Annotated in this window: 21 protein-coding genes and 1 pseudogene; 1 reads left to right on the top strand and 21 read right to left on the bottom strand. The window is 43.6% G+C overall.

From position 1 onward, the window contains the following. Positions 1-10: 10 nt before the first annotated feature. The 16 genes and pseudogenes from AB6E54_RS09760 to AB6E54_RS09835 all read right to left on the bottom strand — a co-directional run bounded on the left by AB6E54_RS09760 (position 11) and on the right by AB6E54_RS09835 (position 7,852). Complete coding sequence (locus AB6E54_RS09760; protein ID WP_017061801.1) at positions 11-427, bottom strand: VOC family protein; 417 nt, start codon at positions 425-427, stop codon at positions 11-13. Positions 428-546: 119 nt separating this feature from the next. Beyond that, a complete protein-coding gene (locus AB6E54_RS09765; RefSeq protein ID WP_017061800.1) occupies positions 547-891 on the bottom strand; it encodes a VOC family protein in 345 nt (114 codons plus the stop codon). Positions 892-968: 77 nt separating this feature from the next. After that, positions 969-1,439 (bottom strand): GNAT family N-acetyltransferase, encoded by a 471-nt coding sequence (locus AB6E54_RS09770; protein ID WP_017070703.1) that lies wholly within the window; start codon positions 1,437-1,439, stop codon positions 969-971. 168 nt (positions 1,440-1,607) lie between these two features. Beyond that, positions 1,608-2,015 (bottom strand): VOC family protein, encoded by a 408-nt coding sequence (locus tag AB6E54_RS09775; protein ID WP_102333299.1) that lies wholly within the window; start codon positions 2,013-2,015, stop codon positions 1,608-1,610. An 87-nt stretch (positions 2,016-2,102) separates the two neighbouring features. Then, positions 2,103-2,540: an NUDIX pyrophosphatase gene (locus AB6E54_RS09780; RefSeq protein ID WP_102333298.1), complete on the bottom strand. Its 438-nt coding sequence runs from the start codon at positions 2,538-2,540 to the stop codon at positions 2,103-2,105. 25 nt (positions 2,541-2,565) lie between these two features. Next, the gene (locus tag AB6E54_RS09785) at positions 2,566-2,982 is read right to left on the bottom strand and encodes an NUDIX hydrolase (RefSeq protein WP_102333297.1); all 417 of its coding nucleotides are present in this window, start codon (positions 2,980-2,982) and stop codon (positions 2,566-2,568) included. Between the two features lie 139 nt (positions 2,983-3,121). Beyond that, the gene (locus AB6E54_RS09790) at positions 3,122-3,679 is read right to left on the bottom strand and encodes a nucleotidyltransferase family protein (RefSeq protein ID WP_102333296.1); all 558 of its coding nucleotides are present in this window, start codon (positions 3,677-3,679) and stop codon (positions 3,122-3,124) included. Between the two features lie 18 nt (positions 3,680-3,697). After that, positions 3,698-3,847: pseudogene (locus AB6E54_RS09795) on the bottom strand (GNAT family N-acetyltransferase); the annotation flags it as partial. 46 nt (positions 3,848-3,893) lie between these two features. Further along, the gene (locus AB6E54_RS09800) at positions 3,894-4,511 is read right to left on the bottom strand and encodes an RraA family protein (protein WP_372106274.1); all 618 of its coding nucleotides are present in this window, start codon (positions 4,509-4,511) and stop codon (positions 3,894-3,896) included. Between the two features lie 2 nt (positions 4,512-4,513). Next, entirely contained in the window at positions 4,514-4,927 is a 414-nt protein-coding gene (locus AB6E54_RS09805) for a GFA family protein (RefSeq protein ID WP_017068325.1), read from the bottom strand. A 76-nt stretch (positions 4,928-5,003) separates the two neighbouring features. Continuing rightward, on the bottom strand, positions 5,004-5,138 hold the full coding sequence (locus AB6E54_RS09810) for a hypothetical protein (protein ID WP_017091388.1): 135 nt from the start codon (positions 5,136-5,138) through the stop codon (positions 5,004-5,006). 210 nt (positions 5,139-5,348) lie between these two features. Continuing rightward, positions 5,349-5,687: a hypothetical protein gene (locus AB6E54_RS09815; RefSeq protein ID WP_017090233.1), complete on the bottom strand. Its 339-nt coding sequence runs from the start codon at positions 5,685-5,687 to the stop codon at positions 5,349-5,351. Positions 5,688-5,847: 160 nt separating this feature from the next. Continuing rightward, positions 5,848-6,456 (bottom strand): sugar O-acetyltransferase, encoded by a 609-nt coding sequence (locus tag AB6E54_RS09820; protein ID WP_102566241.1) that lies wholly within the window; start codon positions 6,454-6,456, stop codon positions 5,848-5,850. A 96-nt stretch (positions 6,457-6,552) separates the two neighbouring features. Next, positions 6,553-6,927, bottom strand: a complete 375-nt coding sequence (locus tag AB6E54_RS09825; protein ID WP_372102169.1) for a VOC family protein — start codon at positions 6,925-6,927, stop codon at positions 6,553-6,555. Between the two features lie 65 nt (positions 6,928-6,992). Next, entirely contained in the window at positions 6,993-7,691 is a 699-nt protein-coding gene (locus tag AB6E54_RS09830) for a pseudouridine synthase (RefSeq protein WP_372102170.1), read from the bottom strand. Next, positions 7,691-7,852, bottom strand: a complete 162-nt coding sequence (locus AB6E54_RS09835; protein ID WP_012604036.1) for a hypothetical protein — start codon at positions 7,850-7,852, stop codon at positions 7,691-7,693. Before AB6E54_RS09835 ends, AB6E54_RS09830 begins: the two co-directional genes overlap by 1 nt. A 208-nt stretch (positions 7,853-8,060) precedes the next feature. Between AB6E54_RS09835 and AB6E54_RS09840 the strand changes: the two genes are divergently transcribed. Continuing rightward, the gene (locus tag AB6E54_RS09840; RefSeq protein WP_171733309.1) at positions 8,061-8,462 is read left to right on the top strand and encodes a YkgJ family cysteine cluster protein; all 402 of its coding nucleotides are present in this window, start codon (positions 8,061-8,063) and stop codon (positions 8,460-8,462) included. 53 nt (positions 8,463-8,515) lie between these two features. On the opposite strand, the gene AB6E54_RS09845 is transcribed toward AB6E54_RS09840, so the two are convergent. From AB6E54_RS09845 to glpQ, 5 genes are all read right to left on the bottom strand, one after another. After that, positions 8,516-8,917: an NUDIX domain-containing protein gene (locus AB6E54_RS09845; RefSeq protein ID WP_372102171.1), complete on the bottom strand. Its 402-nt coding sequence runs from the start codon at positions 8,915-8,917 to the stop codon at positions 8,516-8,518. 228 nt (positions 8,918-9,145) lie between these two features. Further along, a complete protein-coding gene (locus tag AB6E54_RS09850; RefSeq protein ID WP_017070707.1) occupies positions 9,146-9,526 on the bottom strand; it encodes an STAS/SEC14 domain-containing protein in 381 nt (126 codons plus the stop codon). Between the two features lie 112 nt (positions 9,527-9,638). Continuing rightward, positions 9,639-10,142, bottom strand: coding sequence for an HAD family hydrolase (locus AB6E54_RS09855; RefSeq protein ID WP_372106273.1), 504 nt, complete (start codon positions 10,140-10,142; stop codon positions 9,639-9,641). 130 nt (positions 10,143-10,272) lie between these two features. Next, positions 10,273-10,737 (bottom strand): ASCH domain-containing protein, encoded by a 465-nt coding sequence (locus AB6E54_RS09860; RefSeq protein ID WP_017059207.1) that lies wholly within the window; start codon positions 10,735-10,737, stop codon positions 10,273-10,275. Between the two features lie 262 nt (positions 10,738-10,999). Beyond that, positions 11,000-12,055 carry a glycerophosphodiester phosphodiesterase gene (gene glpQ / locus AB6E54_RS09865; protein ID WP_065583632.1) on the bottom strand — a complete coding sequence of 352 codons (1,056 nt, stop codon included), beginning with the start codon at positions 12,053-12,055 and terminating at the stop codon, positions 11,000-11,002. Positions 12,056-12,125 lie beyond the last annotated feature (70 nt).

The following is a 12,125-nucleotide window of genomic DNA, read 5'->3' on the forward strand; positions in this document are numbered from 1 at the left end:
CTAAGCTTTTCTACCTGTTAGCCATAGGGTGTTCAGGGTTTAACTGAAGCAGATCCCACAAGTTACCGTAAAGATCTTCAAACACAGCAACGGTGCCGTAGCCTTGCTCTTTAGGCTCTCGGACAAAGTTAATGCCCAAAGACGTCATGCGTTCGTAATCACGCCAGAAATCATCGGTGTTTAAGAATAGGAATACGCGTCCACCAGCTTGGTTGCCGATGAAATCGAGTTGCTCTGGCTTGGAAGCTCTAGCAAGTAACAGGCTCACACCGGTTGAATTTGGTGGAGCAACAACAACCCAGCGCTTATCTTCTTCTGGCAGATACGTGTCTTCGATGAGATCAAACTTAAGCTTGTTTACATAGAAATCAAGCGCTTCATCGTAGTCTTTTACCACGAGTGCAATGTGAACAATATTCTGTTTCATAACATACCTTGTTGGGGTTTTAGCTGCAGGGAATGATGCCATGAAGCAGGTAAAGACACTAGGTGTCGCATCATAAATCGTAGTATCTCGTCCGTCACAATCTAAAAGGTATACATCATTTATAACTGCCAGAATCCGAGCTCGACGCCACCTTGAATGACAATGGCACACATCCCGTGACGTGGTAACTCCATTGGCGGCACCGCAACTTCGGCGCCTAGTTTCTCGGCTGCAGTTACTGCAGACTGAATATCCTCAACCAACGTGTAATGACGAACAGTTGGTTCTTCAGTTTCACGAAGCGGTGCTCGAATGCCAATTACCCCGCCATTAGATAGCTTTGCAGTGCGCGCCCCACCAAGGTTCACATCTGCACCACTGAATTTCACGTTGTAGAGCTGAGCGTATGTTGCACAAACGACATCGACCTCTGGGGTAACCACTTCAAGATATTGAACCTTCATCAAATTTCCTTCTCGTGTTCTTTAAGACTCTCAACCTGCATACAGCTGTGCAGGTGTTTCTCATCAATAATTTATTACTAAGCAATTCGACCGCGCATGATAAATTGCGGGCCTGCTGCGCCACCTAAATACTGTTGATTGATATCTTCGAAGCCGCCTTTCTTATAACAGTTGAATGCTGCCGGATTTTTGCAATTCACAGTTAAGTAAATCGACTCATACGCTGAGTAATTCGCTTTTAAATACGGAAACAAAGCCTTCACCGTGCCTGTTCCTAAACCTTTACCTTGCTGGTTTTTATCAAGCACAAAAGCTCTCAAGCCAATGCTTCCTTCAGGGCAGAATTCGTAGTGCTCTGCGTAAGCGATATCCAGCTTAAAGAAACCCACAACTTCGTTATCAGACTTAATCACGTGCAAGTGCGTCGTTTCACTGCCGTCTAATAAAAACTCTGCAGCTGTACCAGCGAACTTAACCTGTTCATCGGCGAGTTGGATGGCCTGAACTAACGCCACATGTGAATCTTCAAGCCTTTCGATAGTTATCATTGTTGTTCCTTCTGTATAACACGCACGAAAAACCGACTAGAGCTCATCGCTAGTGTCTCGAGAACCGTAGTTTGGGAAATGCAACCTTAGTACTCAGTTAATACGTTTAGTCCATCCAATAATTTAGAGCAAAGACCAGCATTTGGTATCCAACCAAAAGGTCATGACTTAATGAATATCTTGGCAGAGCCTAAAGAGATAACCGTCAGGAGTTTGAACGATGAACTGCTTCTGAGTCGCGATCGAATCCCCACATTGATAAGACTTTGACTCTAACGCTAAGTAAATAGAATCAGCGGCGCTTTCGTTAACTCTCTGATAAAGTGGTTCGATATCGATAACATCCCATTGGAAGTTAACACCACGCCCTAACGGAAACTCCAGATCACCTGAAAGCCATTTTCGACTTTTGCCCGCAATCCCTTCAAGCATCACATCAACACCGTCAAGCGTTAGATAAACAAACTCTTCATCTGAGCGCTCGTATTTCACTTCAAACCCCAACACATCGACAAAAAAGGATTTGCTCACATTAATATCGAAACAATAAAGCTCTGGAACTACTCGTAATGTCATGATTTACCTATTCACTAAATAGCGAGAGATTAGTAAGAATCTAATCAGGATTTCCACTCTAATATAGAGTTAATTAATCTGTGTACTTTAGCTAGCTTTATAAAGCCTTTCGTTAATCTCCCAAAGCGCGTTTCTGTTTGAGTCATATGTTAGAAGTTCAATAGCTTCTTGGTAGTCGCACCAACGGTAATCTGTGTGTTCACTTGATAGTTCAGGATCTTCTGTGACTTTAACTGAGAAGGAATGCTCAGGAATGACGAATGGATGCTCAGTCCAATTGTAATTCCCTGCATAAAAGACTTTTGGAAGCATGCACATTGAATCAAGCTGCTGCCAGTTATCACCGACTAACTGAGTTTCTTCAGAAAGCTCTCGTTTTGCTGCTTCAAGAATTGATTCATCATTTTCGCCACCACCGGATATTGCCTGCCATACACTATTGTCACTTCTGCGTACGATTAAAAACCGAGGTTTGGTGTCGACTATTTGATAGGGAAAGACTAAAACTTGAAAAGGTGCTCTCATTGATATGCCCTCCAATCGTTCACGTTTACGGCGCTAACTTCCCAAGGATGACCGGGTCGCTCAACAGATTCGTCAGAGGAAGAAACAATGGCTCAGGTAACTCATCTAGCTTAAACCATTTCCATTGCTTACATTTATCAGGCTCTGTCACCTGTGGTTTGCCGCTAGCATCAGAAGCCACAACAAACAGCGTTATATAGTGCTTGTTCTCTTTCTCAAAAATATCATTGGTAAAAGAGAGCTTTTCAAATCCACTAACAACGAGGCCAGTCTCTTCGAGTGTTTCGCGTTTGGCACACTCTTCAATGCTCTCACCCCATTCAAGGTGTCCGCCCGGCGTTGCCCACGTATGAGCTCCGTGAGAACCAATTCGCTCTCCAAGTAACACTCGCCCTTCACGTAGAATAACCGCAGCGATACCTACTCTTACTTCCTGACTCACTTAAAACTCCTTAATTCTTACCAAAAGACAAACGAACAGCTAAGTGACTAACAATGCCGAGATTACGCTCAAACTTACCACTAGCGCTAAGCCGAGTTAAATACCAAATGTTGAGAATGATCTCGTAAAGCTCTGTCGATCACACCCAAGGAAACACTTTTACTTGCTGCCATCTAGCCTTATAACCAGCGGTCATTTTGTTGTAGTTCGCTTCTGTCATTGCTCGCTTATTCGGTTTAATCAGCATATCAAACGCGTCCTCTACACCGTATGGTGCAAACAACTTGATATCGCCTGAATCATCCAGAGTAAACCCGATAGCAAGCGCAGAAAGCCAAGACTTGATACCTTGTTCAACACGATCGTATGGTTGAATCAAGCAACCGAACTTCTTAGCGTAACGCTCATGGATGGTCGCTTGGTTCTTTACATCCACGTCGACACGATGACTTAACCGCGAACGAATGCGGTTTTTGAATTCGTCCTCAGTGAGGGCTGATGCATTATTGAAATAGACAATATCTAAGTCTTTAACTTGGTCTAGAAGCGGTTTGTTTTCGATATCATTCCAGATTATTTGAGTGATGGCGCCGCCTGCAATATAGAAGTTTGGCAAACCCACCTCACGACATACGTTGGCTGTTTCGATTAGCTCAGGAACTTGTTGAATGAGGTTCTTTAGTTTTTGTTTATTCATCATTCCCTTTTTATCTAATCACGAATCGTACATTGCCCAACGGAAATAAGGTCTTTGACCATCCATTCGCTCAACCTTTGCACCCAACCTTTTGTAGAAATCATGCGCTTTCTTATTGTGCGGACTTGCCGTCCATGAGATGTGAGAGGCGGATGATGACTTCGCTTGTTAACAGACAAGAATGCCACCATTACAAATCAACTTGCTGCACCAATTAAGTTTTTTGTTTCGCAGACGTTATTGCTTGGGCTATTTTAGCCCTATGACTCGTTTCCCACTCAGCGAGTGTTAATGAAGCTTCGTCACTTGCTTTCTTTGAAGCCATTAGAAACACTTCATCTTTTCTTGATTTAGGAATAACGACAATACCCTCTACATCAGCAACAATGATATCTCCCGTATACACCTTTGCTCCCCCGCAAGTGATTGGAGCACCCAATTCAGAATAGACCTCTTTCTTTCTCGGTACTGGATGAACACCTTTCGCAAAAACTGGAAAATTCATATCTGAAATTTCATTCAAATCTCGAATGACACCATCAATAATAAAACCTTTGATACCTCGACTCTTAGCGACTGCGCATACATTACCGCCGGCTACTGCATATTCGCTATCAACTCCATCCACTACAATGATGGAACCTTTTGGTGCTTCGTATATGGCTGAATGAAGCATTAAATTATCACCAGACGTTAACTGGACAGTAAACGCTTCTCCAAAAATTGGCGGCATTCCCTGCCAAAGAGGACCAATACTAAAGTCAATAAAGTGCTCGTTACTTAGTATGTTTCCGTAATCGGTTGTCGCTAATTTAGAAAAATCTCGCTTCATATTTACTCTCCACTTTCAAAGTGGGCAAATACCTCTGCACCAGTCATATTATGTGTTTCATTTTTAAATTCGTAGTATTCGGGCTTTTCATCGATGAATATCTGATGAGTTAACTTGTAGTCATCCCCAGACATCAATAAACCGACAGGAAGGTGATACTGATTATTTGGCACTAAAAAGTAAAACAAATGAGTACCACATTTACCGCAGAACCCTCTCTCAGCCCAATCGGATGACTTATATCTCACTACATTTGATTCACCTGATATTTTGACGGAATCAGAGCAATCAATGACTAACATCGGACCGCCAGACCAATTTCTACACATACTACAATGACAAGCCCCCAATTCATTACTGGCGTACTCTACTTCCAACTCAACCGAGCCACATAGGCACTTTCCTTTACCTTTCATGAATCCTCCAATCTTTGCAATGTGTGTAAATGAATAGCAGATCACGCTTTTTATACCGATGACTTAATTAGAAAGGCTATTTTGTGTTCCCCTTCTCCGACAGATACGCGGCATACTTTTTAGAGATCCATTTATGAATATGAAGCCCTGTTTTACGAACAAGATACCAATCTATCGCAACTAGAATCACCAAACCGATTACAGTTCCCATTACAAAACCCCCATGCTCATTGAAATGCCACTCTACCAAATAGTTAAGAAAGGCACCGTGAACCTAAACTAGATATGGATAGTTACTTTAACTCAGGAAGAATGACGAGGCATAACGCTTAGCTACGCTGTAAGTGGATGTATGCCATGTCTGAGCGAAGCGAGTTCGGCACGCGTTTACGAATCAGATTTAGGCGCCTTGTTATATGTTTTACTTACTAATATGCCAAGCCATTACACCACTAGCAATAAGTAAAAATATACCAATCAATCCGACATTAACTGCAAAACTTACTTTATTCGTTTCGTCTTGAAAGTCATTGGTTCGGGACACAAGTTCACGATGAATCATTAACGATAAAAAGTCTTGATTAGCTGGATTGTTACCATCAAATGTAATGCCAGCCAATACAACAAGTAAAACCCCGGCATATGCAATGTAGTCAACCAAGTCTATTGTGGATAGGTAATCAAAAAAATTGCGAGAAATTAGCAGAGCTACCGAGATCACAACAAGATAAGCTAAAATCCCTTTGAGAAAACCCTTCATTGAAACTCCCTGTACATATAACAGCTATCAAACAGAAAAATTCTGCACTTAACTCCAGAATAATTTTGTCTAGTTTCTAAGATAGATAAGTAATATACAACTAAGCCATTGCATAACAATGACTTATGTCACAGCTAATTTCAGGCGTGTGAAAAGTCGCTTACTTTAATTCATCGGGAATGCGACGATCTTTGTGGTAATACTCTCGGTCGCGTTCGTTGATTTCGCGTACCACTTTGCATGGGTTGCCGACTGCGACGACATTGGCTGGGATGTCTTTGGTGACGATGCTCCCTGCCCCTATTACTGAGTTTTCACCAATAGTGACACCGGGAAGTACGACGGTGTGTGCGCCAAGCCATACGTTGTTGCCAATACGAACGGGGATATTGAACTGCGCTGCTTTTAGCCTGAGTTCTGGGCTGATGGGATGTGTGCCAGTGGCGATGGTCACGTTAGGCGCAATCATCACGTTGTCGCCGATGAATACGTCTGTGTCGTCGACCAGAGTTAAATTGAAGTTCACGTATACGTTGTTGCCTAGGTGCGTGTGACGCCCCCAGTTCGCATGTAGTGGTGGTTCAATGTAGCAGCCCTCACCGACTTCGGCGAACAACTGCTTCATGATCTGTTGTCGTTTATTACCTTCGCTCGGGCGAGTGTGGTTGAAATCGTATAGCACTTCTAAGCATTGAGTTTGCTCAGCAACCAAATCAACGTCGTCACAGTAGTAAACGTCTTGGCTGTGCATTTTAGCCTTTATATCCATGTTTGAACCTATTTGATCATTGCCTTATGTCGGCAGAAATAAAGAAACAGACGGATAATTTGAAGTTTTCACTGGCCTCAATGCAAGTTGGATGCATTAACGCGGCCTGATGTTTTCAGCCACACGCCACAGCACACCACTTGGGTCAGTGATACAAAACTCAAGCATTCCCCAAGGCTGTTCAACAACCTCGGAAACGGTAACTTCAAAATCCGACACTACATTAGAGTTTTGGATGTTTTGATACCAACTTTTTACGTCTTCAACCAGCAAGTGCATCATGTAATTTTGACAGTGCGCAGGTTCATAAAAGTTTTGCAGAAGGAACGCACAACTGCCGTGTCGTAGGTAGGCGATATCGTGAAATTCAGACATCACTTCGAAGCCGATTGACTGGTAAAAACGCTTAGATAAATCGAAGTCTTTCGCGGGCACGAAAGACTTAATTTCTGAGACTTTGAGGTTTTCCATCCTACATCCTTATAGTGCTGATATTCTGGTCCTGACACGCTTAACGCTTTAAGTGGTTACAGCGTTTATTCAGAGTCTTGCTGAAATGAGTCGACTTCGGCTTTAGTTAGATAACGCCACTGGCCTGCTTCAACATCTAAACGAACATCACCAATCTGTTCACGGTGAAGGCCAACAACTCGGTTTCCTACCGCAGCAAACATTCGTTTTACTTGATGAAACTTACCTTCTGTAATGGTCAACAGCACTTCTTTACTGGTAATCACTTCGAGTTCTGCCGGACGCGTCAGATTTTGTTCGCCCTGCAATTTAACGCCCGCTTTGAACTTGTCAGCGACATCATCTTTGATATCTCGTGACAATGTCACGCGATACACCTTCTTACATGACTTGGTTGGCAGAGTGATGTTGAATGACCATCGCCCATCATCGGTAATCAAGACTAAGCCTGTGGTGTCTACATCTAAGCGTCCTGCGATGTGCAGTTCTGATGCTTTGTCTATCTCGATGTAGTTGAACAGTGAAGGATAAACTTCATCGATATTAGAGCAGATAGTATCCGCAGGCTTGTGCATTAGGAGGTATCGAAATTCTCGCAACTTAAGCGGAGTGCCATTTAACAAGATGGTGTTGCTTTCATGAACCTGAGTCGATTCATCGGTGACCGTCTCACTGTTTACGTTCACCTCGCCATTATGGATGCGTTCAATTGCTTCAGGCTTGGTTAGTTCAGTGCTTTTACATAGGTATTTATCAAGGCGCATTAATCGTCAGCACCACATTTTGCGCATGGCTTATAAGTACGTTCGCCTTGAGCAATCACCACATAGTCTCGAACGCAGTTATCACATAGCGCCAATTTTGGGTAAGCGTCTTTCTGTTTCTTTGCGTTGATGTCGCCTTCGGTGGTGTATACGGTTCTCATTTTTATGCCTTGTTTTAATAACTTGCTAGGCGCAAATTGTATCACTGTTTACAGCCTTGTTTGGAGTGGTGGTGCATAGATAAATTGATTTTAAGCACCGCCATTCCAAGATCCCTCCCCGTAACGGCTTAACCATGAACAACAAAGTCAACGTGCCACGGCTATCAGTGGTAAAATGATAAAAGCTCACCAACTTATGAAGTCGATAATGAAAGATTGTAATCAATGCGGAAAATGCTGTATCAAATACGGAGATGGCGACCTTGCCGCGACTCAAGAAGAGATCGATTTGTGGGAGTTGTTCAACCCAGACATCTTTGAATATGTTCGAGGAAGCGAGATCTGGTTCGACCCTGTATCTGGCGAACGTTTAACTCGCTGCCCTTTTCTGGAGCTGGTTCCGACGAAAGACACCAAGGCTCAAGCCAAGTACACATGTAGCATTTACTTAGACCGACCAGAAGATTGCCGACACTACCCAAGCCTAATTAATGAGATGGTACGAGATGAGTGTGAAATGATTGAGGTGGTGGATTTACAAGACACGAAGAAAGCTCAAAGGAAACTCGACCTGTTGATGAAAGACAGCCGCCCTTCAAGCTATTCGTAAGCGATGATCTTTTGAAGATCAATCTTCAGTATTAGCTAGTAGCCGCTAAAACCTTAAGCCAAATACTGGTTCGCTTCTAACCAATCAAGCGCAACCAGTGCCGCCAATGAGCATACCGCTCTGTCGTTGCCATCCACAAACTTAAGCTCTTCAATTTCGGCATCCGGAGACAGTTCGCCAGTATAATCAGCAAGATAGCAAGTCAATTGCACCGATACGCCTTCCGCTTTGCCATCAGCTTGGCCTGTAAACGTCTCGACGTATTTGATGGAGTCAGGCACTAAATCAACTGAGATCTCTTCTTTGATTTCGCGAACCAGTGCTTGCTCATCACTTTCGCCAGCTTCACGCTTACCACCCGGTAGATAGAACAGTTCTTTGCCTTTTGATCTGACCATCAACAACTCGCCGTCTTTGATGAATATCCAAGCCAGCTTATCAATTACCTTATGCATGTCGTTAGACCTTATTTCTGTTTTAGTTCTCGTTCTTACTGAATCAAGCCACACCATTAGTCGCGACCAAACAAAGCCTGGGTATGTTACACGCTGGAAGGAATATACTCTATTGAATCGAATAGGAAATATCATCGCCAAAACGAAAAATGACAGCGTTCGAGACAATTCTCGTCAACTGTCATCGGCGATGTTTACGAACTGCTCTCTAGCTGCCCGCGAATAGTATCAATCGACTAGCCACTTAAGCGCAGAGTCATGGTCTTCGAATGACTTAATCTCACCGGACACAAACCAACTGCCGACTTTTGATGCCATTTCTTGCCAGCTTTTATCACCATATATCGCGATTTTGTCTATCTTCGAATTGAGCTCTAATCCAAGTTTAAAATCGTCCCAAGCAGCACGTAACTCCCAACCCGTTAAGGTGGAGATGTCGACCAGCATCTTGAGTTCAGATGAATCGAGTTCTTCTAGCGTGGTATTTAGAATTGGCATCATTGCTTGATAGTCATCGTGTGTGAGTTTGCCTTTCGCTTTGAACACAACGATGGTTTCACCGCTAACACGTTCAATTCCAACCGATATTCCATGACGTTCGATACTCATAACCTAGCCCTCATAGTGGAAACTAAAGTTAGCTTAGAAGATTAAACAGCAAAGAGATGAGAGGCTTGCGTCAAAACAGACAAGCGCTTTATCTGAACTTAATATCAGAGAGTTAATCGCGCTTTTCCAACAGTTCGCTTAGGGATTGAACTTGCATGACATTCGGATGCTGTGACTTAAGCTCAACTCCTTCCGTGTTCAACCACACCGCTTGCAAACCCGCTTCAAGTGCTGGGTAAATGTCTTTTTCTAAGGTGTCGCCAACCATGGTGATGTCTTGTGGTGCAACACCGAGCTTAGAAATAATGGCAGGATAGAACCCCGGCTCGAACTTAGAAAAGCCAATGCTCGCCTTACAAAAGTAACCCAAGATATATTGAGATAGGCCAACGCGCTCAAAGGCTCGAATGATGTCGTCTTTACTGGAATCACCAGCATTGGTGGCAACATAAACTTGATGAGTTTTCGACAACTCCGCCAGTAATGCACGAGCACCACTCACTTCTTGTACGGTTTCCCAGTCACACATCTTCCCTTGTGCGTCTGAGAAATCGACCATCAGCGTATTGCCCCAGTCGAATAAGACTATTTCTGTTAATTCGATTAGCTTTGTCATCTTGCCTCCTGCATACGATGAATTATCTAATGTTTAAGCGAGCCTATAAAAACTTCTCGGACGGTTAGGCTCATTATGGACAACCTTGTTACTGTTTATGGAGCACGATCTTCTAAACACAAAATACCCTTTATTGATAAACCACTTTGAAACGCTCCAACATAAGTAACATGTCTTCACTTGGTGAGATCTTGAGCTCTTCACATTCACGAGAGAAGAAGTTCCAGTGAGCTTCTTTCCACCATTCGAGTGTTTTGTCACCCTCGCCTTCGGCAGCAGCAAACTCCGCCGTCACTTCGTTATATTTGCACTGTGAGACTGAAGTGATCTCTACAATGCAAACTGGCTTGCCATCCCAGTCAGTGACGACTTGCAAGTGACCAACTACTGGTCTCGTCTCGCCTTCATGGCTGTACCAATATTCAAGGCTGCAAGACGCTTGTTTTTCACCCTTGAGAATTAACTGGGCGCAGAGGTTGGCGTTGTATTCATCAGCACAGTAATAGTCGGCACTAAAAGAGGTGTATTGCGAAGCAACGTCTGCTGGTAATGTGTTGAGGTAGCTATCAAGATAAGCTTTGCTTCTTTCTTCCATGATCTTTCCAAATTCAATATCAGGTTGAGCCGATAAACACTTATAGATTAAGCATCTGGCTGCATTGGGAGTAACCTATCAAGTCAGGTTATAGCTGTAAACCGAGTGAATATCAAAATGTGGGCGGAGAAAGAAGAATATAGGTAGGATTTCGAGGCCAGTACAAGGAGAGCCAAAAAGTGAAAGAAGAACCAAAAGCACCTTTAGTCGGTGCTTTTGGCTCTTAGTATCTCGTTACTAATAGCTCGTAACTGACGGGGTATTAACGGTTCAAGAAGTCGACCGCTTTGTCTGGGAAGTCGGTAAACACACCATCAACTTTGACTTGGTTGTAGAAGACATCCAACATGCCATCAAAGTTATCAGCATAAGCTGGGATTCTTCCTGGGTCAGCACGGAACGTGTACGGGTGAACATCTAAGCCCGCGTCTTTTGCTGACTTCATTAACGGTTTAATAATGATGTTATCTTTGGTCGATGCATCGTCCACCAACATTGGCTTCCAAGGGCCTATTCCTTCCGCATAAGACGCCACTTTTTCCATGCCACCAGCTTCAAACATCCAGTCGTAACTGTACGGCGTTGCTTTGTCACCTTGGTAGGTCATGGTTTCATTCCAATCTGTATAGGCCATCAACTGAACGAGCTTAAGATCCATTTCCATCACTGGCATGAGCTCATCGTTAATGCGTTGAAGTTCATTGGCGTCAAAACACTGCAAATACACTTTGTCGTCTTTCGATAGGTAACCATATTGATGCAAGGTCGCAAGTACCGCTTTGGAGATGTCTTTGCCTTCGTGACGATGGAACCAAGGTGCTTTAATTTCAGGATAGATGCCCACGTCATAACCTAAGGTCTTATTTAGGCCTTGGATCAGCTCGATTTCTTCTGCAAAGGTAGCGACACGGAAATCAGACTGCCACATTGGGAAGCGCGTTGGGTACCCTGCCACTCTGTTGCCTTGTTCATCTAACTTAAAGCCTTCGGTCACCTTTAATGATTTGATCTCAGCGAGCGTAAAATCAATCGCGTAGTAACGGCCATCTGAACGAGCACGTGTTGGAAAGCGATCCGCGACATCGGTGACTCGGTCTAGATAATGATCATGCAAAACCACCAATTGGTCGTCTTTGGTCATCACGACATCTTGTTCGATGTAGTCGGGTTTCATCGCATAAGCGAGCGCTTTAGCGGGTAAAGTGTGTTCAGGTAAATAACCTGAAGCGCCGCGATGCGCAATCACTAAAGGGTCGGCGAACGCATTTGCAGATAAGCTTAGTGCTAATAAGGTCAGAGACAGTGACGTTGTTTTCATTATTGTTTCCCTTGATAAAACAGAAGCAGGATATACCTGCCTCTGTTGTTATTTATAGATGTGATTCAGT

The sequence above is a fragment of the Vibrio sp. 10N.247.311.49 genome (genome assembly GCF_041467655.1).
GTDB classification, from domain to species: domain Bacteria; phylum Pseudomonadota; class Gammaproteobacteria; order Enterobacterales; family Vibrionaceae; genus Vibrio; species Vibrio crassostreae_C.

Coding starts and splice junctions, on each gene's coding strand:
- AB6E54_RS09760 (WP_017061801.1), bottom strand. CDS start 427: ATGAAACAGAATATTGTTCACATTGCACTCGTGGTAAAAGACTACGAT.
- AB6E54_RS09765 (WP_017061800.1), bottom strand. CDS start 891: ATGAAGGTTCAATATCTTGAAGTGGTTACCCCAGAGGTCGATGTCGTT.
- AB6E54_RS09770 (WP_017070703.1), bottom strand. CDS start 1,439: ATGATAACTATCGAAAGGCTTGAAGATTCACATGTGGCGTTAGTTCAG.
- AB6E54_RS09775 (WP_102333299.1), bottom strand. CDS start 2,015: ATGACATTACGAGTAGTTCCAGAGCTTTATTGTTTCGATATTAATGTG.
- AB6E54_RS09780 (WP_102333298.1), bottom strand. CDS start 2,540: ATGAGAGCACCTTTTCAAGTTTTAGTCTTTCCCTATCAAATAGTCGAC.
- AB6E54_RS09790 (WP_102333296.1), bottom strand. CDS start 3,679: ATGAATAAACAAAAACTAAAGAACCTCATTCAACAAGTTCCTGAGCTA.
- AB6E54_RS09800 (WP_372106274.1), bottom strand. CDS start 4,511: ATGAAGCGAGATTTTTCTAAATTAGCGACAACCGATTACGGAAACATA.
- AB6E54_RS09805 (WP_017068325.1), bottom strand. CDS start 4,927: ATGAAAGGTAAAGGAAAGTGCCTATGTGGCTCGGTTGAGTTGGAAGTA.
- AB6E54_RS09810 (WP_017091388.1), bottom strand. CDS start 5,138: ATGGGAACTGTAATCGGTTTGGTGATTCTAGTTGCGATAGATTGGTAT.
- AB6E54_RS09815 (WP_017090233.1), bottom strand. CDS start 5,687: ATGAAGGGTTTTCTCAAAGGGATTTTAGCTTATCTTGTTGTGATCTCG.
- AB6E54_RS09820 (WP_102566241.1), bottom strand. CDS start 6,456: ATGGATATAAAGGCTAAAATGCACAGCCAAGACGTTTACTACTGTGAC.
- AB6E54_RS09825 (WP_372102169.1), bottom strand. CDS start 6,927: ATGGAAAACCTCAAAGTCTCAGAAATTAAGTCTTTCGTGCCCGCGAAA.
- AB6E54_RS09830 (WP_372102170.1), bottom strand. CDS start 7,691: ATGCGCCTTGATAAATACCTATGTAAAAGCACTGAACTAACCAAGCCT.
- AB6E54_RS09835 (WP_012604036.1), bottom strand. CDS start 7,852: ATGAGAACCGTATACACCACCGAAGGCGACATCAACGCAAAGAAACAG.
- AB6E54_RS09840 (WP_171733309.1), top strand. CDS start 8,061: ATGAAAGATTGTAATCAATGCGGAAAATGCTGTATCAAATACGGAGAT.
- AB6E54_RS09845 (WP_372102171.1), bottom strand. CDS start 8,917: ATGCATAAGGTAATTGATAAGCTGGCTTGGATATTCATCAAAGACGGC.
- AB6E54_RS09850 (WP_017070707.1), bottom strand. CDS start 9,526: ATGAGTATCGAACGTCATGGAATATCGGTTGGAATTGAACGTGTTAGC.
- AB6E54_RS09855 (WP_372106273.1), bottom strand. CDS start 10,142: ATGACAAAGCTAATCGAATTAACAGAAATAGTCTTATTCGACTGGGGC.
- AB6E54_RS09860 (WP_017059207.1), bottom strand. CDS start 10,737: ATGGAAGAAAGAAGCAAAGCTTATCTTGATAGCTACCTCAACACATTA.
- glpQ (WP_065583632.1), bottom strand. CDS start 12,055: ATGAAAACAACGTCACTGTCTCTGACCTTATTAGCACTAAGCTTATCT.